The organism is Streptomyces sp. R21 (assembly GCF_041051975.1).
Classification (GTDB): domain Bacteria; phylum Actinomycetota; class Actinomycetes; order Streptomycetales; family Streptomycetaceae; genus Streptomyces.
Genome location: NZ_CP163435.1, coordinates 3,873,310 through 3,894,371, shown reverse-complemented (window position 1 = coordinate 3,894,371; position 21,062 = coordinate 3,873,310). Strand labels below are relative to the sequence as shown.

At 70.4% G+C, this 21,062-nt stretch carries 19 protein-coding genes; 8 read left to right on the top strand and 11 right to left on the bottom strand.

Going from position 1 to position 21,062, the window contains the following annotated elements:
• Nucleotides 1-55 precede the first annotated feature (55 nt).
• The 5 genes from AB5J56_RS17330 (at nucleotide 56) to AB5J56_RS17310 (ending at nucleotide 8,205) form a co-directional block, all read left to right on the top strand.
• Nucleotides 56-1,333, top strand: a complete 1,278-nt coding sequence (locus AB5J56_RS17330; protein WP_369233642.1) for an Ig-like domain-containing protein — start codon at nucleotides 56-58, stop codon at nucleotides 1,331-1,333.
• A gap of 270 nt (nucleotides 1,334-1,603) precedes the next feature.
• Nucleotides 1,604-3,067, top strand: coding sequence for an ABC transporter permease (locus AB5J56_RS17325; protein WP_369233641.1), 1,464 nt, complete (start codon nucleotides 1,604-1,606; stop codon nucleotides 3,065-3,067).
• A gap of 35 nt (nucleotides 3,068-3,102) precedes the next feature.
• Nucleotides 3,103-3,786, top strand: coding sequence for an ABC transporter ATP-binding protein (locus AB5J56_RS17320; RefSeq protein ID WP_369233640.1), 684 nt, complete (start codon nucleotides 3,103-3,105; stop codon nucleotides 3,784-3,786).
• 229 nt (nucleotides 3,787-4,015) lie between these two features.
• A complete protein-coding gene (locus AB5J56_RS17315) occupies nucleotides 4,016-7,345 on the top strand; it encodes a S8 family serine peptidase (RefSeq protein ID WP_369233639.1) in 3,330 nt (1,109 codons plus the stop codon).
• Nucleotides 7,346-7,434: 89 nt separating this feature from the next.
• Nucleotides 7,435-8,205: a group II truncated hemoglobin gene (locus AB5J56_RS17310; protein ID WP_369233638.1), complete on the top strand. Its 771-nt coding sequence runs from the start codon at nucleotides 7,435-7,437 to the stop codon at nucleotides 8,203-8,205.
• Nucleotides 8,206-8,217: 12 nt separating this feature from the next.
• On the opposite strand, the gene AB5J56_RS17305 is transcribed toward AB5J56_RS17310, so the two are convergent.
• The gene (locus AB5J56_RS17305) at nucleotides 8,218-9,138 is read right to left on the bottom strand and encodes a helix-turn-helix domain-containing protein (RefSeq protein ID WP_369233637.1); all 921 of its coding nucleotides are present in this window, start codon (nucleotides 9,136-9,138) and stop codon (nucleotides 8,218-8,220) included.
• A gap of 172 nt (nucleotides 9,139-9,310) precedes the next feature.
• Between AB5J56_RS17305 and AB5J56_RS17300 the strand changes: the two genes are divergently transcribed.
• Nucleotides 9,311-10,351, top strand: a complete 1,041-nt coding sequence (locus AB5J56_RS17300; RefSeq protein ID WP_369233636.1) for an NAD(P)-dependent alcohol dehydrogenase — start codon at nucleotides 9,311-9,313, stop codon at nucleotides 10,349-10,351.
• Nucleotides 10,352-10,454: 103 nt separating this feature from the next.
• Here the strand turns inward: AB5J56_RS17300 and AB5J56_RS17295 are convergent, their stop codons facing one another.
• From AB5J56_RS17295 to AB5J56_RS17285, 3 genes are read right to left on the bottom strand one after another with little or no spacing between them, the layout of a single operon-like run.
• Nucleotides 10,455-11,582 (bottom strand): FecCD family ABC transporter permease, encoded by a 1,128-nt coding sequence (locus tag AB5J56_RS17295; protein WP_369233635.1) that lies wholly within the window; start codon nucleotides 11,580-11,582, stop codon nucleotides 10,455-10,457.
• The gene (locus AB5J56_RS17290) at nucleotides 11,579-12,568 is read right to left on the bottom strand and encodes a FecCD family ABC transporter permease (RefSeq protein WP_369233634.1); all 990 of its coding nucleotides are present in this window, start codon (nucleotides 12,566-12,568) and stop codon (nucleotides 11,579-11,581) included. Before AB5J56_RS17290 ends, AB5J56_RS17295 begins: the two co-directional genes overlap by 4 nt.
• 18 nt (nucleotides 12,569-12,586) lie before the next feature.
• Nucleotides 12,587-13,669: an iron-siderophore ABC transporter substrate-binding protein gene (locus AB5J56_RS17285; RefSeq protein WP_369233633.1), complete on the bottom strand. Its 1,083-nt coding sequence runs from the start codon at nucleotides 13,667-13,669 to the stop codon at nucleotides 12,587-12,589.
• Nucleotides 13,670-13,768: 99 nt separating this feature from the next.
• Between AB5J56_RS17285 and AB5J56_RS17280 the strand changes: the two genes are divergently transcribed.
• A complete protein-coding gene (locus AB5J56_RS17280) occupies nucleotides 13,769-14,155 on the top strand; it encodes a VOC family protein (protein ID WP_369233632.1) in 387 nt (128 codons plus the stop codon).
• A 3-nt stretch (nucleotides 14,156-14,158) separates the two neighbouring features.
• Here the strand turns inward: AB5J56_RS17280 and AB5J56_RS17275 are convergent, their stop codons facing one another.
• The 4 genes from AB5J56_RS17275 to AB5J56_RS17260 all read right to left on the bottom strand — a co-directional run bounded on the left by AB5J56_RS17275 (nucleotide 14,159) and on the right by AB5J56_RS17260 (nucleotide 18,138).
• Nucleotides 14,159-14,887 (bottom strand): Type 1 glutamine amidotransferase-like domain-containing protein, encoded by a 729-nt coding sequence (locus tag AB5J56_RS17275; protein ID WP_369233631.1) that lies wholly within the window; start codon nucleotides 14,885-14,887, stop codon nucleotides 14,159-14,161.
• A gap of 247 nt (nucleotides 14,888-15,134) precedes the next feature.
• On the bottom strand, nucleotides 15,135-16,055 hold the full coding sequence (locus AB5J56_RS17270) for a DUF5829 family protein (protein WP_369242601.1): 921 nt from the start codon (nucleotides 16,053-16,055) through the stop codon (nucleotides 15,135-15,137).
• Nucleotides 16,056-16,224: 169 nt separating this feature from the next.
• A complete protein-coding gene (msrA, locus tag AB5J56_RS17265; protein WP_369233630.1) occupies nucleotides 16,225-16,893 on the bottom strand; it encodes a peptide-methionine (S)-S-oxide reductase MsrA in 669 nt (222 codons plus the stop codon).
• 126 nt (nucleotides 16,894-17,019) lie between these two features.
• Nucleotides 17,020-18,138 (bottom strand): hypothetical protein, encoded by a 1,119-nt coding sequence (locus AB5J56_RS17260; RefSeq protein WP_369233629.1) that lies wholly within the window; start codon nucleotides 18,136-18,138, stop codon nucleotides 17,020-17,022.
• A 176-nt stretch (nucleotides 18,139-18,314) separates the two neighbouring features.
• On the opposite strand from AB5J56_RS17260, the gene AB5J56_RS17255 reads away from it, so the two are divergent.
• Entirely contained in the window at nucleotides 18,315-19,469 is a 1,155-nt protein-coding gene (locus tag AB5J56_RS17255; RefSeq protein ID WP_369233628.1) for a cystathionine gamma-synthase, read from the top strand.
• A gap of 54 nt (nucleotides 19,470-19,523) precedes the next feature.
• Here the strand turns inward: AB5J56_RS17255 and AB5J56_RS17250 are convergent, their stop codons facing one another.
• The 3 genes from AB5J56_RS17250 to AB5J56_RS17240 form a co-directional block, all read right to left on the bottom strand.
• Entirely contained in the window at nucleotides 19,524-19,772 is a 249-nt protein-coding gene (locus AB5J56_RS17250; RefSeq protein ID WP_369233627.1) for a hypothetical protein, read from the bottom strand.
• Complete coding sequence (locus tag AB5J56_RS17245) at nucleotides 19,769-20,266, bottom strand: sigma factor-like helix-turn-helix DNA-binding protein (RefSeq protein WP_369233626.1); 498 nt, start codon at nucleotides 20,264-20,266, stop codon at nucleotides 19,769-19,771. Before AB5J56_RS17245 ends, AB5J56_RS17250 begins: the two co-directional genes overlap by 4 nt.
• A 238-nt stretch (nucleotides 20,267-20,504) precedes the next feature.
• The gene (locus AB5J56_RS17240; RefSeq protein ID WP_369242599.1) at nucleotides 20,505-21,011 is read right to left on the bottom strand and encodes a MarR family winged helix-turn-helix transcriptional regulator; all 507 of its coding nucleotides are present in this window, start codon (nucleotides 21,009-21,011) and stop codon (nucleotides 20,505-20,507) included.
• Nucleotides 21,012-21,062 lie beyond the last annotated feature (51 nt).

The window sequence follows — 21,062 nt, the reverse complement described above, 5'->3', positions numbered from 1 at the left end:
GACTCGGGGGATTCGGAGGCTCGGGAACTCTCGGGGTTTTGGGGATTCGGCAACTATGGAGAAGCGTGTGATGACGGACGGTAAGCGGCGCAAGGGTCTGATGGCCGCGTCCGCCCTGCTCGGCGGAGTGCTCGTGCTCACCGCCTGCGGCGGGGGCGACGACAAGGCCAGTGGCAGTGGCAGCGGCGACGGCGGCGACGCCAGTTCGCAGGCCAAGGTCGACGAGGCCGCCGCGAAGAAGACCTCCGAGGCGCTGATCAAGATCACGCCGAAGGACGGCTCCGACAACGCCTCCATCAACAACGCCGCCAAGGTCACCGTGAGCAAGGGCTCGCTCACGGACGTCACCATGAAGACCGCCGCGGGCACCGCCGTCGCCGGCCAGATATCCGCGGACAAGAAGACCTGGGCCCCCACCGGCCAGCTGGAGCGCTCGACGACCTACAAGGTCACCGCCGAGGCGAAGGACTCCGACGGCCGCGTCGCCCACGAGAACGCCTCGTTCACGACGGTCTCCCCGGCGAACAGCTTCATAGGCAACTTCACGCCCGAGGACGGCTCCACCGTCGGCGTGGGCATGCCCGTCTCGATCAACTTCGACAAGGCGATCACCAACAAGGCGGACGTGCAGAAGGGGATCACCGTCTCCTCCACCAGCGGCCAGGAGGTCGTCGGCCACTGGTTCAACGCCAACCGCCTGGACTTCCGCCCCGAGGAGTACTGGAAGGAAGGCTCCACCGTCACGCTGAAGCTGAACCTCGACGGTGTCGAGGGCGCCAGCGGTGTCTACGGTGTGCAGCAGAAGACGGTCACCTTCAAGATCGGCCGCAACCAGGTCTCGATCGTCGACGCCAACTCCAAGACGATGAAGGTCACCCAGGACGGCAAGGTCATCAAGACCATCCCGATCTCCGCCGGCTCGCCCGTCAACAAGACGTACGAGGGCCAGATGGTGATGTCGGAGAAGTTCAAGGAAACCCGGATGAACGGCGCGACCGTGGGCTTCACGGACGACGACGGCAAGGGCGAGTACGACATCAAGGACGTGCCGCACGCCATCCGCCTGTCGAGCTCCGGCACCTTCATGCACGGCAACTACTGGGGCGCGAAGTCCATCTTCGGCTCCGTCAACACCAGCCACGGCTGCGTCGGCCTGTCCGACACCAAGGGCGCCAACGACCCGAACACGCCCGCCGCGTGGATGTACAACCACTCGATCGTCGGTGACGTCGTGGTCGTCAAGAACACCGGCGACAAGACCATCGCCCCGGACAACGGCCTCAACGGCTGGAACCTGGACTGGTCGGCGTGGAAGGCCGGTTCGGCCGCCTAACACCCCCCTTTGCGGCTAAACCGCCGCCGCTCTCGCGGACCTGGTTGCTCGCCGTAGGGGTTCCTCAATTGATGGTTGCGGTGTTCGTCGTTTCAAACGACAGCAGCTGTTACGACGGCCTGCACCCCCCGGGGTGCGGGCCGTCGGCCTTGGCGGACCCACAGGGTTCCTCGGCCGCGCACAGCTCAACTTCCGCTCCGCCACAGCCTTCTCATCGTTCTCTTATTTCGGCCTTATCCAGTCATCACACGCCGTACCTAGCTTGCGGCCATGTTCTTCACCTACCTGAGGCGCGAACTGCGCCGCCGCAGAAAAGCGGCCCTCGTCGTCGCCTCCGGACTCGCGCTCGGCATCGCGCTGGTCATCGTGGTCAGCTCCGTGTCGTCCGGCATGGGGAAGGCCCAGGACAAGGTCCTCCAGTCGCTCTACGGTCTCGGCACGGACATGACCGTCACCAAGGCCGCCGCCCCCCAGGCCGGCAGCAGCGACCGCCCCCGCTTCAACTTCGACGCGCAGGGCAGCGACTCCGACAAGGAGCAGAGCAGCGACCGCGTCATGGTCCAGGGTTTCCAGACCCTGTCCGCCAAGACAGTCACCAAGGTCGACGACCAAAGCGGCGTCTCGGACGCCGTCGGCGGGCTGAGCCTCCAAGTCATCAAGGTCAGTGGCCAGTTCCGGCAGGGCCAGTTCAAGCAGGACCAGAACAGCGGCAACCAGCAGGGCAGGCAGCCCGGTGCGCAGCCCTCGCCGCAGGGCCGGGTCGAGGGCGGCGGCGCCGACTTCGACGTCAACAACTACTCCGTCTACGGCACCGACGTCACCAAGCCCGCGCTCGGCCCGCTGACCTCCTCGAAGATCACCAGCGGCCGTACGTTCAAGACGACCGAGACGAACGCCAAGGTCGTCGTCGCGGACAAGTCGTACGCCAAGGAGAAGAAGCTCAAGGTCGGCTCCACCGTCACCGTCAAGAGCGTCAAGTACAAGGTCATCGGCATCGCGACGCCCGACAGCGGTGACGCGGCGGCCAACCTCTACATCCCGCTCAAGCAGGCGCAGACGCTCAGCGACTCCAAGGACAAGGTCACCACGATCTACGTCAAGGCGTCCGACTCGCAGCAGATCAGCAGCGTCAAGTCGACCATCCAGAAGAACATCTCGGGTACGACCGTGACGACCTCCGCCGACCTCGCGGACACCGTCTCCGGCTCCCTCTCCACCGCCTCCGACCTCGCCACGAACGTCGGCAAGTGGCTGTCCATCGCGGTGCTCGTGGCCGCGTTCCTGGTCGCGGGCCTGCTCACCTCGTCGGCCGTGTCCCGGCGCGTACGGGAGTTCGGCACCCTCAAGGCGCTCGGCTGGAAGTCCGGCCGGGTCACCCGCCAGGTCGTCGGCGAGGCCGTCGTCAACGGGCTGGTCGGCGGCGCCCTCGGTATCGCGCTCGGCCTCGCCGGCGCCTATGTCGTCACCGCGATCAGCCCCACGCTGCAGGCCGAGGTCGGCTCCGGCGGCGGCAATGCGGGCGGCGGTCCGGGCGGTCCGGGTGGCGGCTTCGGCGGTCCTGGCCGGCAGACGGCCTCCAAGGCCCTCGACGTCGCCCTGACCGCGCCCGTCAGCCTCTCCACCATCGCCGTGGCCGTCGGCCTCGCCGTCGCCGGTGGTCTGATCGCCGGTGCCTTCGGCGGCTGGCGTGCCTCCCGGCTGCGCCCCGCGGACGCCCTGCGCCGCGTCGAATAGCCCCCAAACGCCTTATAAATCCCAGGAGTTGCACCATGTACGAACTCAGAGGCGTCACCAAGCGCTATGCGCGGGGCAAGGACACCGTCGACGCGCTCGCCGGTGTCGACCTGACCATCGGGGACGGCGACCGGCTCGTCATCCAAGGGCCCACCGGCGGCGGCAAGTCCACGCTGCTGCAGATGCTCGGCGGACTCGACCGGCCCACCGCGGGCAGCGTCGAACTCGACGGCATCGACCTCGCGAAGCTGTCCGAGGCCAAGCTCACCAAGGTGCGCAGCGAGAACATCGGCTTCGTCTTCCAGAGCTTCAACCTGATCCCCACGCTCACCGCCCAGGAGAACGTGGAGACCGCCCTCGTACCCCTCAAGGTGAAGGTCAAGGAGCGGCGGCAACGGGCCGCCGACGCGCTGGAGTCGGTCGGACTCGGTGAGCGGCTCGGGCATCTGCCGAGCGAGCTGTCCGGTGGCCAGCAGCAGCGCGTGGCCATCGCCCGCGCGCTGGTGAAGCAGCCCAAGGTGCTGCTCGCCGACGAGCCCACCGGGAACCTCGACGAGTCGATGCGCGACGAGATCATGGAGGTGCTGGAGTCCATGTGGAAGGAGCACGGGCTCACCTTCATCATGGTCACGCACGACTCGGCGATCGCGAAGAAGGCCCCCCGGGTCGCGACGATCCGCAAGGGGAGGATCACCGTCAAGGAGAACGCGGGGGCGTGACGCGGCCCGCGCCCCCGCTCGCGGAAGCGCGTGGCGGCGCGCGGCGGCGGAGCGGAGCGCTTCGGTCAACTCGTGGCTGTGTTTCCCCTATTGAGGGGCTGTGGACCCCCCGGCATACTGCGTAATCCGGGGGGTCCATACATGTCGTACATACGTGTGAGATCGACCCCGGCCGGACGAATGGGGATTCGTCGGGACCTCTTCTCCAGGGGGAGACTTGCGCACACAAGTGAAAAGAGCATGCGCGGCCACGGTTGCCACGGCGGCCACCGTGGCTCTGGCGGCGGGGCTGACCACCCCGGCGTCGGCGAGGGCGGAACGCGCGACCGGCACTTCCACGGCCAAGTCGGCCACAGCGGCGAAGTCGGCCGACTCCACGGCCCACCGCCGCATCACCCTGATCACCGGTGACCGCGTCGCCGTCGACTCCAAGGGCCGCGTCGTCGGCCTGGAGCGGGCGAAGGGACGCGAGCACATACCCGTCCAGATCCGCCGGGGCCGCGGCCACACGCTCGTGATACCCGGCGACGCGGCCCGCCTGGTCAACGCGGGCAAGCTCGACCAGCGCCTCTTCGACATCACCGAGCTGAACAAGGCCGCGACCCGCAGGTCCCAGCAGAGGGGACTGAAGGTCATCGTCGGCTACCGGGGCGCCGCGAGTGCCGCCAAGGCCGACGTCCGCGACGCGGGCACGCTCCGCCGCACCCTCACGTCCCTGAACGCGGACGCGGTGCAGACGCCCCAGAAGGACACCGCGCAGCTGTGGGCCGCCGTCACCAACGGCGACGAGTGCGCCTCCGGCGTCGCGCACATCTGGCTCGACGGAGTCCGCAGGGCCAGCCTCGACAAGTCCGTGCCGCAGATCGGCGCCCCCAAGGCGTGGGCGGCCGGATACACCGGCAAGGGCGTCAAGATCGCCGTCCTGGACACCGGGGTCGACGCCACCCACCCGGACCTGAAGACCCAGGTCATCGCCGCCAAGAACTTCAGCGCGGCCGCCGACGCCACCGACCACTTCGGCCACGGCACGCATGTCGCCTCCATCGCGGCGGGCACCGGCGCCAAGTCCCACGGCAAGTACAAGGGCGTCGCGCCCGGCGCCAGGATCCTCAACGGCAAGGTCCTCGACGACACCGGCTCCGGTGACGACTCCGGCATCCTCGCCGGCATGGAGTGGGCGGCCGAGCAGGGCGCCGATGTCGTCAACCTCAGCCTCGGCGGCCCGGACACGCCAGAGATCGACCCGTTGGAGGCGGAGGTCAACAAGCTCTCCGCCGACAAGGGCATCCTCTTCGCCATCGCGGCGGGCAACTCCGGCCCGGAGTCGATCGGTTCGCCGGGCAGCGCGGACGCCGCGCTCACCGTCGGCGCCGTCGACGACCACGACAAGCTGGCCGACTTCTCCAGCACCGGACCGCGCGCCGGTGATGGCGCCGTCAAGCCGGATGTCACCGCGCCCGGTGTGGACATCACCGCCGCCGCGGCCAAGGGCAGCCTCATCGACCAGGAGGTCGGCGAGAAGCCCCCGGGCTACCTGACCATCTCGGGTACGTCGATGGCGACCCCGCATGTCGCGGGCGCGGCGGCGATCCTGAAGCAGGAGCACCCGGACTGGACGTACACCGAGCTGAAGGGTGCGCTGACCGGCTCGGCGAAGGGCGGCAAGTACACGCCGTTCCAGCAGGGTTCGGGCCGTATCCAGGTCGACAAGGCCATCAAGCAGACCGTGATCGCCGACCCGGTGTCGGTGAGCTTCGGCACGCAAGAGTGGCCGCACACCGACGACAAGCCGGTCACCAAGCAGCTCACCTACCGCAACCTCGGCAAGACCGACGTCACGCTCAAGCTCACCGCGACGGCTGCCAACCCGAAGGGCCAGGCCGCCCCGAGCGGCTTCTTCAAGCTCGGCGCGAGCACCGTCAAGGTCCCGGCGGGCGGCAAGGCCTCCGTCAAGCTCACGGTCAACACCAAGCTGGGGGGCACGCTCGACGGCGCGTACTCCGCGTACGTGACGGCGACGGGCGGCGGCACGAGCGTCCGCACGGCCGCGGCCGTGCAGCGCGAGATCGAGTCGTACGACGTGACGATCAAGCACATCGGCAAGGACGGGCAGCCGACCAACAGCTACAACACCGTCCTGCTCGGCTACTCCGGCCTCGGCAAGGACCGCGGCTACGCGGTGCCCGTCGCGGACTCCGGTACGACGACGATGCGCCTGCCCAAGGGCACGTATCTGATGGACGCCTGGATCGCGAAGGACTTCGCGAAGTTCGAGGGCGGCCTCGACTGGGTGGTCCAGCCGAAGCTGACCGTCACCAAGAACGTCTCGGCGACGGTCGACGCCCGTACGACCAGGGCGGCCGACATCACGGTGCCGGACGCCGGGGCGAAGCCGCTGTCCGCGTCGGTCGACTACGCCTACGACGCGCTGGACGGCCTGGGTGTCGCCCAGCAACTCGGCTCCTTCGCGGACCTGCGGATGGCCCACCTCGGCCCCGAGGTCACCGGTCTGCGGCAGACCTGGGGCGGCCAGTTCACCAAGGGCGACGACACCGAGTACGACGTGACGACCACCGCCAAGGTGAAGAAGATCGAGGGCCACAAGGTCCGCCACTTCACGGCCGGCGAACTCGCCACGGTGAAGAACAACCTGGGCGCCTCGGCCTCCGGCAAGACCGGCGCCCTCACCGTCATGGGCCTGCTGCCCCAGGACCTCGTCCTGGGCGTACCCGCGGAGCAGAAGCTGCCGGGCACACGCACGCTGTACCTGTCCACGGCCCAGCAGGTCCGGTGGTCGTTCGACCTCGACCAGTACGCGGGCAAGGACGCGGACGGACTGCCGATCGTCGACGCCTTCTACACCCTCGGCGATCCACAGACGTTCAAGGCGGGCAGGAGCTACACGAAGACCTTCAACACGGCGGTCTTCGGCCCGCATCTCAGCAAGGACTACGGCCTCTACCGCGACGGCAACCTCGTCTACGGGTTCCTGCCGCTGTTCGCCGACTCCAGCAAGCACTTCGGGCTGTCGAACCTGCGCTCGGCGCACACCACGCTGTACCGCGACGGCACCAGGATCGGCAGCAGCGACGACCCGCTCCTGGGCGAGGCCGCGTTCCAAGTCCCGTCCGGCAACGCCGAGTACAGGCTGACCACCTCGGTCATCCGGAGCGCCAAGGTCGCGGCCGCCTCCACGCGGATCGACGCGAGCTGGACCTTCCACTCGAAGAAGCCGTCGGGCGACGACGTGGCCACGCTCCCGGCCTCCACGGTCCGCTTCAACGCGGCCACCGGCCTGGACAGCCGCGTCGCGGCCGGCAAGAAGGCCACGACCCCGGTCACCGTCGAGGGCGCGGCCAAGGGATCCAGCCTCAAGTCGCTGGCGGTGTGGGTGTCGTACGACTACGGCAAGACCTGGAAGAAGGCCGACGTCCGCAACGGAAAGATCACCTACGTCAACCCGGCGGCGGGCAAGGCCATCTCCTTCCGCGCCAAGATCGCCGACAAGAAGGGCAACAAGTCGACGCTCTCGATCTACAACGCGTTCTACGGGAAGTAGGCCCGGCGCACACCACGGCAAATGAGCCATGAGCGAACGGCCCACCGGAAGCAAGGCGTCCGGTGGGCCTTTCGTGTTGTGTGTGAGCCATGACTGTGCAGACCGTGGAGTACATCCGATACCGCATTCCCGAGCAGCAGTCGGCGGAGTTCCTGGCCGCCTACACCAGGGCCGCCGTCCAGCTCGCCGCGGCCCCGCAGTGTGTGGACTACGAACTGTCGCGCTGCGAGGACGACTTCGAGCACTTCATCCTGCGGATCACCTGGACCTCCACCGAGGGCCACATCGAGGGCTTCCGGAAATCGGAGCTCTTCCCCGGCTTCCTCGCCGAGATCCGCCCCTACATCCCCAACATCGACGAGATGCGCCACTACAAGCCGACGACGGTACGCGGCACGGGCGCGTCCGTGCCCACGCTGTACGCCTGGGCGGGCGGCGCCGAGGCCTTCTCCCGGCTCACCGAGGTCTTCTACGACAAGGTCCTCAAGGACGACCTCCTCGCCCCGCTCTTCGAAAACCTGGCCCCCGAGCACGCGGCGCACGTCGCGCTCTGGATCGGCGAGGTCTTCGGCGGCCCGAAGGCCTACTCCGAACAGCAGGGCGGCCACGGCCACATGGTCGCCAAGCACTTCGGCAAGAACATCACCGAGGCCCAGCGCCGCCGCTGGGTCAACCTCATCCAGGACGCGGCCGACGACGCGGGCCTGCCCACGGACGCGGAGTTCCGCTCGGCGTTCCTCGCCTACGTCGAGTGGGGCACCCGCCTTGCGGTCTACTTCTCGGGGCCGGACGCTGCGGTGCCGGGGGAGCAGGCGGTGCCGAAGTGGACCTGGGGGTCCATGCCGCCGTATCAGCCCTGAGGGCTGCCTGGGCTACGGCTGGGGGGACGCCGTGCCCGCGCGCGTGGCATCGGCGCCCCAGCTGGCCAGCAGCCGCAGCGCCTCGGCGGACGCCGAGCCCGGCTCCGCGTGGTACGTGACCAGCGACTGCTCGGTGTCGTCGGGCAGCTTGAGCGTCTCGAAGGACAGGGTGAGCTCACCGACCAGCGGATGGTGGAACCGCTTCACGCCGTGGCCCTTCTCCTTCACGTCGTGCGTGGCCCACAGCCGCCTGAACTCCTCGCTGTGCACGGAGAGTTCACCCACCAGGGAGGACAGTCGCGGGTCGTCCGGATGGCAGCCCGCGTCCATGCGCAGATAGCTGACCATGTCGCTGGCCTTCTGCTCCCACTCCACGAACAGCTCGCGGTACTCGGGCTTCAGGAACACCAGCCGCGCCCAGTTCCGCTCGTGCGGCGGCAGCTCCGACCAGTCACCGAAGACGGCCGCGGCCATCCGGTTCCAGATGAGGATGTCCGAGCGCCGCCCGACGACGTACGCCGGGATCCCGTCCATCGTGTCGATGAGCTGCCGCAGCGCACCGCGCACCTGCTGGGGCCGCGCCGTCCGCTTCTTCTTGTTGTGCTGCTTGGGCTTGGCGAGATGCGTGAGGTGCGCGTGCTCCGCGTCCGTCAGCCGCAGCGCGCGGGCGATCGCGTCGAGCACCTCCGCCGACACGTTCCGTCCGTTGCCCTGTTCGAGGCGGGTGTAGTACGCCACCGACACCCCGGCCAGCTGGGCCAGCTCCTCGCGCCGCAGCCCGGGGACGCGGCGGTGCCGTCCGAAGTCGGGCAGCCCCACGTCCTCGGGCTTCAGCCGGGCACGGCGGGTGCGCAGGAACTCGCTGAGCTCGGCGCGCCGGTCCAGCGGCTGCCCCGGTTCCCTGGCGGACTCCTGACGAGGGTGTTGGTCCATGAGTCAAGTATTCCCCGTCGTACGCAGGAGAGCCTGACCCCGCCAGTAGTAGGACCACTGAGCGTACGCAGAGCGTTGACCTGGGTGAATGTTGCGGGATGGGGCAGGCTGGGTCTCGTGCCCGGCCGGAAGGCAGCCGGGCACACGACCCCTCCTGAGGAGACCCCCCGGCATGACCACCGTTGCTGCGTACGCCGCCCCCTCCGCGAAGGCCCCGCTGGAGCGCACCACCATCGAGCGCCGCCCGGTCGGCGAGTTCGACGTCCTGATCGACATCAAGTTCGCCGGAATCTGCCACTCCGACATCCACCAGGCCCGTGAGGGCTGGGGCGAGGCCATCTTCCCGATGGTGCCGGGCCACGAGATCGCGGGCATCGTCTCCGAGGTCGGCCCCGGCGTCACCAAGTTCAAGGTCGGCGACCGCGTGGGCGTCGGCTGCTTCGTCGACTCCTGCCGTGAGTGCGAGAACTGCAAGGCGGGCCTGGAGCAGCACTGCCTGAAGGGCGGTGTCGGCACCTACAACGCCGTCGGCTACGACGGTGCGCCCACCTACGGCGGCTACTCGCAGAAGGTCGTCGTCGCCGAGGCCTTCACCCTGCGTATCCCCGACGGCCTCTCCCTCGACGAGGCCGCGCCGCTGCTCTGCGCGGGCATCACCACGTACTCCCCGCTCAAGCACTGGGGTGCCGCCCCCGGCAAGAAGGTCGCGGTCGTCGGTCTCGGCGGGCTCGGCCACATGGGCGTCAAGATCGCCCACGCGCTCGGCGCCGAGGTCACCGTCCTCTCCCAGTCGCTGCGCAAGAAGGACGACGGCCTGAAGCTGGGCGCCGACCACTACTACGCCACCAGCGACCCGAAGACGTTCGAGGAGCTTGCCGGCTCCTTCGACATCATCCTGTCGACCGTGTCCGCACCGCTCGACTTCGGCGCGTACCTCGGCCTGCTCAAGACGGGCGGCGCCCTGGTGAACGTCGGCGCCCCCGAGGAGCCGATCACGCTCAACCTGTTCTCCCTCATCGGCGGCAACAAGACCCTCGCCGGCTCCATGATCGGCGGCATCGCCGAGACCCAGGAGATGCTGGACTTCTGCGCCGAGCACGGCTTCGGCGCCGAGATCGAACTGATCAACGCCGACCAGATCAACGAGGCGTACGAGCGCGTCCTCGCGAGCGACGTCCGCTACCGCTTCGTGATCGACACCGCGACCATCTGACGTCCGTCAGGCGCTCACCAAGGGCCCCGGAGCGCACTGCTCCGGGGCCCTGCGCGGTGTTTCGGCCCGTCCGGCGTCCGGCGTCCGAGGACGAGTCCGTTCCTCACCCGCGCCGCCCCAGCAGCCACAACAGGTACGGCCCCCCGACCAGCGAGGTGAGCGCGCCGACCGGGATCTCCAGGGGCGGCACCAGCGTCCGAGCCACGAGATCGGCGCCGACCACCACCACCGCTCCGGTCAACGCCGAGCTCACCAAAGGCAGTTGAGGGCTACGGCTCAGGCGCCGGGCCAACTGCGGACTGGTGAGCGCGACAAACCCGATCGGCCCCGCCGCCCCGGTCGCGCACGCGGCGAGCACGACCCCCAGCCCGGTCACCCCGAGCTGGGCTCGCCGCACCCGCACCCCGAGCGCGGCGGCCGTGTCGTCGTCCAGCCCCAGCTGCTTCTGGGCCCGGCTCGCCCACACCAGCGCGGGCGCGGTCACCAGCAGCACCCAGCCGAGGGGGCCCGCCTGATCCCAGCCACGCCCGTTGAGGCTCCCGGCCAGCCACAGCTTGACCTGCTCGGCGGCGTCCAGCTCGCTCTCGGTCAGATACAGCTGGACCACGGCGGAGAGCGCGACCCCGACCCCGACCCCGGTCAGCACGAACCGGCTCGGCTGCATGCCGTGCCGCCAGGCGAGTACGTACACGAGCGCTGCGGCCGCGAGACCTCCGGCGACGGACACGGCCGGGAGCGCGCCGGGGGAGGCGACGGCGCCGGTGGCAAGCGCCAGCACCGTCGCGGCGGCGGCACCGTGCCCGACGCCGATGACGTCGGGGCTCGCCAGCGGATTGCGGGTCACCGTCTGCACCAGCGCCCCGGACAGCCCGAGCGCGGCGCCCACCAGCGCGCCGAGCACGATCCGCGGCACGCGCAGCTCACCCACGACGAGGTCGTACGTTCCCGACGTGCCCCGCAGGGTGCGCCAGACCTCACCCGGCGGAACGTACGTCTGCCCGAGGCACGCGGAGAGCAGCATGACGGCGCCGAGCAGCACGAGCAGTGCCCCGGCCACGGCCGCCGAGCGGCGATGCAGCAGCAGTGAGAGGGACCGGTGCCGGAGTACGGCCAGCCCGGCCGATCCCGGATACCTGGCGGTGGCCGCCGTAGGCAGGCACGTGGACGCACGGGCAGACGCGCGGACGGATGTGCGAACAGATGTACGGCCGCGGATGCGTGCCGGCCTCATGAGCTCACCGTCCTCCGCCGCACCAGCGCAACCAGCACCGGCACCCCCACCAGCGCGGTCATCACGCCGGCCGGTACCTCGGCGGGGGCGCGGACCACGCGGCCCGCCACGTCCGCCGCCAGCAGCAGGGACGCCCCGAGCAGGGCGGACAGCGGCAGCACCCAACGGTGGCCGCCCGGGACCAGGCGGCGGGCCAGATGCGGCACGGCGAGCCCGACGAAGGCGATCGGCCCGGCGGCGGCGACCGCGGCGGCGGTCAGCAGCGTCGCGCCGAGCGCCGCGCAGCCCCGTACGAGAGGGACCCGGTGACCCAGCCCCCGCGCCGTGTCGTCGCCGAGCGCGAGCGCGTCCAGGCCGCGGGCGCAGGCCAGCACCAACAGCGCGCCCACGACGAGGAACGGCAGCATCCGCCCGACGGCCCCGGCGTCGCGCCCGCTGAGCGCGCCCACCTGCCAGAAGCGGAACTGGTCGAGCGTGGCCGCGCTCGACGTCAGGACGACCGTGGTCGCCCCGGCCGTCATCGCGGACAGCGCGGTCCCGGCGAGCGCCAGCTTCACCGGCGAGGCCCCGCCCCGGCCGCGCGAGGCGATGGCGTACACCACGCATGCCGCGGCGACGGCGCCCGCGAAGGCGTACCAGACGTACCCGCTGAAGCCGCTCGCGAGCCCGGACGCGATGGCGAGGACGACCCCCGCGGCCGCCCCCTGGCTCAGCCCGAGGATCCCCGGATCGGCGAGCGGATTGCGGCTGACCGCCTGGAGCGCCGCCCCCGCGAGCCCGAGCGCGGCGCCCGCGGCCAGCCCGATCGCGGTGCGCGGCATCCGCAGCGACCGCACCACCAGCGCGTCCGGCGAACTCCCGCCGTGCAGCAGCGCGTCGAGGACCGCGGACAGCGGTACGGGTCGGGTGCCGACGGCGAGGCTCAGTGCCGCGACCGTGATCGTGAGGGCCACGGCGACGGCCAACCAGGCGGTACGGACAGTCACTTGGATACTCGGTCCCGGCTACTTGCCGATGGTCTCGGCGAGTTGGTGCCCGACGATTCGGGCGGCGGTCGGCCCGGCGTTGAGGTACCAGGGGTCGTCGTCGACCTTCACCGTGTGCCCGGCCTCGACCGCCTTCATCGACTTCCACAGCGGCCCGGCGAGCACGCTTGTGGCGTCGGTCTTCGACGCGTCGCCCTGCACGGAGTAGAAGATCCAGTCGCCGTCGGCGGTGTCGATGCTCTCCGCCCCGATGTCCTGCGAAATCGCCTTGAACTGCTGGGACTTGGGCCGCCCGAGCCCCATGTCGGCGGCGATGGACCCGGTGAAGGAGGACACCCCGAACATCCGGGTGCGGTCGGGCGTGAAGCGCACCATCGAGACGGCGGGATCACCGAGCTTCTCGCCGCGCGCGGCGGCGTCGGCCACGATGCCGTCGAGCAGCTTCCGCGCCTGCTGTCCCTTGCCGAGGGCGTCGCCCACGAGCAGCAGGTCCCGCTTCCAGTTGATGCCGTTGCCCGCCGTGACGACGGTGGGGGCGATCTTCGACAGCTTCGGGTACAGGTCCCCGAGCGAGTCGTTGACGAGGATCAGGTCGGGCTTGGCGGCGGCGAGCGTCTCCAGGTTGGGCGCGTTGCGGGTGCCCGCGTCGGTCATCCTCGCGAGCTGCTTCTTGTACTGGGGGAACGCGTCCCGCAGATAGTCCGGCACGAGCCCGGCGTTGTCGGCGCGGGTGGTGATCGTCGGAACGACCCCCAGGGACAGCAGGTCGTCCAGCTGCCCGGTGCTGAGCACGGCGATCCGCCGGGGCGCGCTCCCGACCTCGGTGCTGCCCTCGAAGTGCCCGACGGTCCGCGGGAAGGCCCCGTCCTTGTCGGTGTCCGCGCCCATGCCCTCGGCCATGGCGCTGGGCGCGACGGCGGGCCCCTCCGAGGCCCCGGCGACGAGGTTGCGGGATCCGTCGGACGAGCCGCTCCCGCCCTTGCCGGTGTCGCCGCCGTCCGAGGACGAACATCCGGCGAGCAGCCCGCCGGCGACGGACACGGCCAGGACAGCCTTCAACCCGGCCTTCAACCCCAAGGTGCGCACAACGACTCCGATCATTTGCTAAGGCAAGGCTTACCTTAACTGCATGGCGGAGGGGGTCGGAGCGCGGGGTTCCGGGGCTAGCGTGGGAGAGGTCCGCGTACGAGGAGGTCCACGATGACCGTCGAGCTGAACCACACGATCGTCGCCGCGCGCGACAAGAAGGCCTCGGCCCGGTTCCTGGCCGACATCCTGGGCCTTGAGGTGAGCCCGCCGTACGGCCCGTTCATCCCGGTCGCGATCCCCAACGGCGTGACCCTCGACTTCATGGACACGGGCGGACGGATCACACCGCAGCACTACGCCTTCCTCGTCTCCGAGGAGGACTTCGACGAGATCTTCGCCCGCGTCGAGGCGGCCGGGCTCACGCACTGGGCGGACCCGTCCCACAGCCGCCCCGGCGAGATCAACCACAATGACGGCGGCCGGGGTACGTACTTCGACGACCCGAACGGTCACAACCTGGAGATCCTGACACGGCCGTACGGCAGTGGCGGGGCCTGACCGTCACCCGACGGTGAATGACTCCCCGGCGCCGTAGGCCCTCACCAGCACGCCACCGTCTGCTGCGCGCCGGACGGTACGGACCTGGCCGAGTCCGGAGACCCGCGCCTCCTGGCCGTGCACTTCGAGGAGCGTGTTCTCGTCGATGGTCACACCGCTGGGCGCCTCACTCCGTTCGACGGCGTCGATCATCCGCGGAAGAGTGCCCCACTGGGCGGCGTGCACGTCGACGGCGAACGGCACCAGGCCGAGCCCCGGGCGGACCTCGATCTCGTCCAGGTCCTCACCGGTGTCCTCCGGGCAGACGGGAACCCCGTCGGAGAGCCATCCGCCGACCACCGCACGGGCCGCGGCGACGGCGGCCCCCGCGGAGAAGCCCGCGTACGGGATCCCGCGCTCACCGAGCACGCGGGGAAGCCGGTCGAGGACCTTGGCGAGCGCCTCCTGATAGGCGGGCGTCAGTCCGCCGCACACCAGCAGGGCGGCCACCTCGTCCAGCGCCGCGACGTCGAACTCTCCGCCGATGGGCACCAGGAGCGGTACGGGTTCGCAGGCCGGTGCGACCTTCCTCAACACGGCCTCGTAGCGGGCGAATTGGGCAGCCCCGTCGCCCTCGTCGATGATCAGGCAGCCCACGGCGCCCGAGCCGCCGGCCGCGCGCAGGAAAGGCCCGTACACAGCCTCGGCGGCCTGCGGTTCCCACCCGCCGCCGATCAGAAAGACCCTGCCCATTCCATCTCCCCCGTAGCTTTCGGCCCTTGGACGAGGGCTCGTCGCCTGTCCCGGCGCGGTCCCGCAGGTTAGCAACGTGGAGGACGGGAGAGCGAGGTCTTATTGCTCCGACGACGGTGACGGCCCGGGATTCCTGTGTGCCACGAGCGCGAGGAGCACCAGCAGTGGAGACCGGTGCGCGGACATCCACGCCGTTCGAAGTGTGGCGTGCGGGTGCGCTCCCTCGTCGAGGGCGCGCACCCACCGGCTACCGGGTGGCGTTGTCGGTGAACGTCCACACGGCGTGGCTGCCGGGGCCGATGGTGAGGGTCGAGTGACCGATCCGCTCCACATGCCGGTCCTTCACGGGCCGGTTGAGTGTCATGTCCACCCGCTGGAACCCGGCTTGTTCGCGCGCGACGACGTCGAACCGAATCGTGGTGCCGCCGCCCTCCGCGACGACGCCACCGCCCGTCGTGGTCTTGACCGCGAATCCGCCGGCCCGCAGCAGCGGCACGGTGTCGGCGAGGTCGCCCTCGGTGACCGCGAGGCGGACAGCTGTCACATCGCGCATCAGGTGGGTGCGGTAGTCGTCGGAAAGGTAGCGCTCGCGTCCGACGTCGCCGGGGAAGCTCGCCGGCTCGGTCTTGCCGCGAGGATCGGCGAAGTACTCCGGCCGGTACTCCATCGCCCAGGCTCCGAAGGCGTCGTACTCGCTGGTGGTGAGAACGGTGTCGAACCACGGCACCGGCACACCGTCTCCGAAGTCCCGGGTCTGGAGGAACTTGACGGGGTCGGTGACCCCCTCGTCCTTCAGCCGCTCGGTGACCGTCGCCAGGTCTCCCGCCCGCTCGGCCGAGAGGCCCAGCCCGGCGGAGCCGAGGGTGCCGTCCTGGCCCGGGAGATCACCGACTCCGAACAGTTCGAGGTAGGTCTCGCGACCCATCAGATAGCGGCCGGTCCACGTCTTTCCGCCGGCACCGGTCGTGGTGCGGACCTGGAAGTTGGCGAAGTCCCGCAGGTAGTCGGAGTGTTCGATGGCGTCGGCGGTCTCCCGGTCGAGGACCCCGTAGGAGTGGTTGTAGAACAGCAGCTGCCGGTCGTACGACGACCGGCTCCCCTCGGCCTGCGCCGACCCCACACCACCCCCGATCGCTCCGGCGAGGGCCACAGCCAGCACGATGATCATCCGTAATGCCCGACGAATAAGCATGTGAGGGATCGTAGGACGGGGAGGGTGTGGCTGCTGTTCCTTTTGGACGAGGCTGAAGTGTTTGACACTTGGGGTTCCTCGTGTCACTGCTTCCCCGCCAGGTTGTTCGGGTGCCTCGGTGCCCGGCGGGCGAGCCCCGGTCGGCTCAGCCGTCAGCCCGCGCCACACCGATCGGGCAGGACACGCCCGTCCCACCGATTCCGCAGTACCCGGCCGGGTTCTTGTCCAGGTACTGCTGGTGGTATCCCTCGGCGGGGTAGAACACGCGGCCCTCCGCCGGGAGGAGTTCGGTGGTGATCCTGCCGTAGCGCGAGCCCGTCAGGACCCGCTGGTAGGCCTCGCGGGACGCGGTGGCGGTGGCGGCCTGGGCGGGGGTGTGGGTGTAGACGGCGGAGCGGTACTGGGTGCCCACGTCGTTGCCCTGGCGGAAGCCCTGGGTCGGGTTGTGGGACTCCCAGAAGACCTTCAGGAGATCCTCGTAGGAGATCTCGGCGGGGTCGTAGACCACACGGACCGCCTCCGTGTGACCCGTCAGGCCCGAGCAGGCCTCTTCGTAGGTGGGGTTCTCGGTGAAGCCGCCCTGGTAGCCGACGAGCGTCGTGTACACGCCCTTCGGGAGCTGCCAGAACTTGCGCTCGGCGCCCCAGAAACAGCCCATGCCGAAGTCGGCGATCTCCAGGCCCTCGGGGTAGGGGCCGAGGAGCGGGGTGCCGAGGACGGTGTGCCGGTCGGGGACGGTGAAGATCGGCTCCGGTCGGCCGCGCAGAGCCTGCTCGGCGGTCGGGAGCTGTGGGCTACGGCTGTGCAGGAACATGCGCTCTCCACGAGGTCCGGTCCGGGGGATGGGGGCAGAGGCGTCAACGTACGACCCCTGTCCGGCATTCCTGGCGGGAGTGGGAGCGGGAGCGGGGCGGAGCGGGTGCAGGCGCAGGCGCAGGCCTCAGTGCGGCAGAGTCGCCGGGTTGCCGCCGTTCGCCTCGTAGCCCGCGACCGCGAGGGCCCGGTATATCGCGTAGTCCGCCGCCGGGTCGGGGGTGAGGGTCCAGGGCAGGGCGCCGACGTGGCCGTCCACGTGCACCAGCTGGTTCATCGCCTCCGCCCAGCGCTCGCCGCGGACCAGGAAGAACACCAGGAGGTGGCGGACGTGCGCCAGCATCGGGTCGTCTGCGCGGGCCGCGTGCACCGCGAAGAGCGCGCCGTGCACCGCCTTCGTCACGACCTCGCTCTGGTAGAAGCTGCGGACCAGGTTCACCTCGGGGAGATGCTCGAAGACCGCGAAGAGAGGCATGGCGGCCAGCAGGGAGCCCTGCGGGGCACGCGCGGCGGCCGCCTCCGCGAAGGAGTACGCCACCTCCCGCGAGCCGTGCCACTTCTCGCACCAGTAGTGCAGGGCCGCGAGGTGCGCGCCCATGTGCGCCGGGGCGCGATCCAGGATCTTCAGCCACAGCTTCTCGAACTCCGGCTGCGGATACGACAGTCCGCGGGCCACGGAGAGCTCGATGATGTACGGAATCGGGTCACCGGGGGACAGCAGCGCCGCCTCGCCGCACGCCGACCGCGCCTCCTCCATGATGATCCGGAACTCGTCCGTCCCCGGCGTCGACGTCCGCCACGCCTGCTGCACCAGGAACTCCGCGTGCACCGCCGCGCCGCCCGCGTCCTTGGGCTTCTCGGCCCGCCACACCCGCAGCCACTGCCCGCCGGGCGTCTCGCTGACCCCGCCGGGGCGCTGCTGCAGCTCCAGCGACGCGGCGCCCGCGAAGGCCTGCACACGCTGCCAGCGCCGCTCGCCCTCGGTCTCCGTGCCGGCCAGGAGCTGGGACGCCGCCCGGTAGTCCTGCGTCTGCTGCACCACGTTCAGCACGTCCAGCAGGTCGTGGTCCGGACCGGGCATGCGGATGTCCAGCTCCTCCTGCCGCAGGAATCCGTAGTTCGCCGGGTCCGCGGCGTCCGGATCGCCGGGCGCGACCTGCTGAATACCCGCGCGCCGGCGCCGGAGGACGGGCAGCAGCACCATGCTGAACAGGGCCAGCGCCATCAGGACCCAGAGAATCTCCATGCCACAAGCGAACCAGACGGGTCCGACAATTGGCGAACCCGGGCGCCCTGACCGGCACCGCAGCAGCCCCGAGCGGGCGCCGTGTCCCCGCCGGGGGCCCTTCTCGGATCACCGTCCGCGACCCTGTACGACCCGTGTGCCGTCATCGGCCCCGCGGGCGCACTACCCTCGGGCTCATGAGCGACAGGCACATCAGTCAGCACTTCGAGACTCTGGCGATCCACGCGGGCAACACCGCCGATCCCCTCACCGGCGCGGTCGTCCCGCCGATCTACCAGGTCTCGACCTACAAGCAGGACGGCGTCGGCGGGCTGCGCGGCGGTTACGAGTACAGCCGCAGCGCCAACCCGACCAGGACCGCCCTGGAAGAGAACCTCGCCGCCCTGGAGGGCGGCCGCCGCGGCCTCGCGTTCGCGTCCGGACTGGCTGCCGAGGACTGCCTGTTGCGTACGCTGCTCAGCCCCGGCGACCACGTGGTCATCCCCAACGACGCGTACGGCGGCACCTTCCGCCTCTTCGCGAAGGTCGTCTCCCGGTGGGGCGTCGAGTGGTCCGTCGCCGACACCAGCGACCCGGCGTCCGTACGGGCCGCCCTCACCCCGAAGACGAAGGTCATCTGGGTCGAGACGCCCTCCAACCCCCTCCTCGGCATCACCGACATCGCCGTGGTCGCCCAGATCGCGCGCGAGGCGGGCGCCCGGCTGGTCGTCGACAACACCTTCGCCACGCCCTACCTCCAGCAGCCGCTGGCCCTCGGCGCGGACGTCGTCGTGCACTCGCTCACCAAGTACATGGGCGGCCACTCGGACGTCGTCGGCGGCGCGCTGGTCACCGGCGACCAGGAGCTGGGCGAGGAGCTGGCGTACCACCAGAACGCGATGGGCGCCGTCGCCGGCCCCTTCGACTCGTGGCTGGTGCTGCGCGGCGCCAAGACGCTCTCCGTGCGCATGGACCGGCACAGCGAGAACGCCACGAAGGTCGCCGAGATGCTCACCCGGCACGCGCGCGTGACGCGCGTTCTGTACCCGGGTCTTCCGGAGCACCCCGGTCACGAGGTCGCGGCCAAGCAGATGCGCTCGTTCGGCGGCATGATCTCCTTCCAGGTCGCGGGCGGCGAGGAGGCGGCGGTCGAGGTCTGCAACCGCGCCAAGGTGTTCACGCTCGGCGAGTCCCTCGGCGGAGTCGAGTCCCTGATCGAGCACCCCGGGCGCATGACGCACGCGTCCGTGGTCGGTTCCGCCCTGGAGGTGCCCGGCGACCTCGTGCGCCTCTCCGTGGGCATCGAGAACGTCGACGACCTGCTGGCGGACCTGCAGCAGGCGCTGGGTTAATCAGTCACCAGCGGTGGCGCCGGCCGTCTCGACAGCCTGCGTCACCGGCCGGTGTCACCAGCCCGTGAGCGGTGGAGTCGTGTCCGACGGCGGCTCCACCCACGGGCGGGCCATCGTCGCCCACACGATGAAGGCGACCGTCGCGGCGAACAGCACCAGCCACAGCAGCCGCCGGGCGATGTTCCTGCGCCGCTGCATACGGCCGCCGCGCCGCACGATGTCCGCGTACAGGTCCGGCGGCACCTGGGGCGACGCCTGCTCCAGCATCCGCCGGACGGCCGCCTCGCGCTCGGGCTGGTTCATGACGGGGCCACCTTCGCGATCGCCGGCGCCGGACCGCGCGGCGGGTGCAGCAGCGTCGCCATCGCGCGGGCACAGATCGCCCGCACCCGTTCCGTGGGGAGCCCGAGCAGCGCCGCCGTCTGCTCCTCGGCGACGCCCTCGTACAGCCTGAGGACCAGGACCAGCCGCTCCTGCGGCGTCAGCCGGGCCAGCACCGTGTCGGCGCTCGCCCGGGACCGCCCGAGGGCCCCGTACTGGTGCCATGCCCCGCGCGCGAAGCGGACCGCCAGATACTGCCGGGCGCGGTCGTACGGGTCCTCGCCGCGCAGCCGGTCCCAGGACGCGTACGTATGGGCGAGGGACAGCGTCAGCAGGCGCCGCGCCCGAGGGTTGTCGTCCGGCGCCTCCGCCGTCAGCAGCGTGGCGGCATGCAGCAGCCGCCCGGCCGCGCCCGCGACGAACGCCTCGAACTCCCGGGCCCGGCGGGCGCCTTGGGACGCATGCCGTTCTCGCACCACGCCTCCGCCTGAGGATGACCCTGAGGGAAACAGGGACCCGGCCGTGTACGACATGTCAGACCGCGTACGACAAGGACCCGATCTCATATGAGGCCAGACGTGGCCTTCCGGTCAAGAGTCCGGAGCACATGCACGCGTGCGGGGAGCCCGCAGCACACCCACGCGCGCGGGGCGGGACACCATGAGCGGGCGCTCGACCCGCTCGACCCGCTGACCCGCTGACCCGCTCGGGCGGCTACGAGGCCGACGACGGTTCCGCGACCGGGACGCCCTGGGCGGCCTGGCGCGCCGAGAGCGCGCCGTTGAAGCGCGTGAGGAGCGTGCAGAACGCCTCGCGCTCCTCCGGCGCCCAGTCGTGTGTCAACTCGGCCATCAACTGACGCCTGGAAGAGCGCACTTCGTCGAGGCGGGCCTGCCCGCGCGGCGACAGCTGGAGCACCACGGCACGCCCGTCCTCGGGGTGCGAGGTGCGCTTGACGAGCCCCGTGTCGACGAGCGGCGCGACCTGCCGGGTGACCGTCGAGGAGTCGATCCCCATGCTCGCGGCGAGCGCCTTGACGCCCATCGCGCCTTCCTTGTCGAGGCGGTTGAGCAGCAGGTATGCGGCGCGGTCCATGGAGTTGCGTACCTGCCCCACTCCACCGAGCCGGGTCTGTTCGGCACGGCGCGCGAACACCGCGACCTCGTGCTGAAGCGTGTCGAGGAGACCGGTGTCACCGACGGTCGTCATGTCCATCGACATTTCAGGTGTTGTGGGCATGGCCGGGGGCTCAATTCATGCGTGGGGAGCTGG

Coding starts and splice junctions, on each gene's coding strand:
- AB5J56_RS17330 (WP_369233642.1), top strand. CDS start 56: ATGGAGAAGCGTGTGATGACGGACGGTAAGCGGCGCAAGGGTCTGATG.
- AB5J56_RS17325 (WP_369233641.1), top strand. CDS start 1,604: ATGTTCTTCACCTACCTGAGGCGCGAACTGCGCCGCCGCAGAAAAGCG.
- AB5J56_RS17320 (WP_369233640.1), top strand. CDS start 3,103: ATGTACGAACTCAGAGGCGTCACCAAGCGCTATGCGCGGGGCAAGGAC.
- AB5J56_RS17310 (WP_369233638.1), top strand. CDS start 7,435: ATGACTGTGCAGACCGTGGAGTACATCCGATACCGCATTCCCGAGCAG.
- AB5J56_RS17305 (WP_369233637.1), bottom strand. CDS start 9,138: ATGGACCAACACCCTCGTCAGGAGTCCGCCAGGGAACCGGGGCAGCCG.
- AB5J56_RS17300 (WP_369233636.1), top strand. CDS start 9,311: ATGACCACCGTTGCTGCGTACGCCGCCCCCTCCGCGAAGGCCCCGCTG.
- AB5J56_RS17295 (WP_369233635.1), bottom strand. CDS start 11,582: ATGAGGCCGGCACGCATCCGCGGCCGTACATCTGTTCGCACATCCGTC.
- AB5J56_RS17285 (WP_369233633.1), bottom strand. CDS start 13,669: ATGATCGGAGTCGTTGTGCGCACCTTGGGGTTGAAGGCCGGGTTGAAG.
- AB5J56_RS17280 (WP_369233632.1), top strand. CDS start 13,769: ATGACCGTCGAGCTGAACCACACGATCGTCGCCGCGCGCGACAAGAAG.
- AB5J56_RS17275 (WP_369233631.1), bottom strand. CDS start 14,887: ATGGGCAGGGTCTTTCTGATCGGCGGCGGGTGGGAACCGCAGGCCGCC.
- AB5J56_RS17270 (WP_369242601.1), bottom strand. CDS start 16,055: ATGATCATCGTGCTGGCTGTGGCCCTCGCCGGAGCGATCGGGGGTGGT.
- msrA (WP_369233630.1), bottom strand. CDS start 16,893: ATGTTCCTGCACAGCCGTAGCCCACAGCTCCCGACCGCCGAGCAGGCT.
- AB5J56_RS17260 (WP_369233629.1), bottom strand. CDS start 18,138: ATGGAGATTCTCTGGGTCCTGATGGCGCTGGCCCTGTTCAGCATGGTG.
- AB5J56_RS17255 (WP_369233628.1), top strand. CDS start 18,315: ATGAGCGACAGGCACATCAGTCAGCACTTCGAGACTCTGGCGATCCAC.
- AB5J56_RS17250 (WP_369233627.1), bottom strand. CDS start 19,772: ATGAACCAGCCCGAGCGCGAGGCGGCCGTCCGGCGGATGCTGGAGCAG.
- AB5J56_RS17240 (WP_369242599.1), bottom strand. CDS start 21,011: ATGTCGATGGACATGACGACCGTCGGTGACACCGGTCTCCTCGACACG.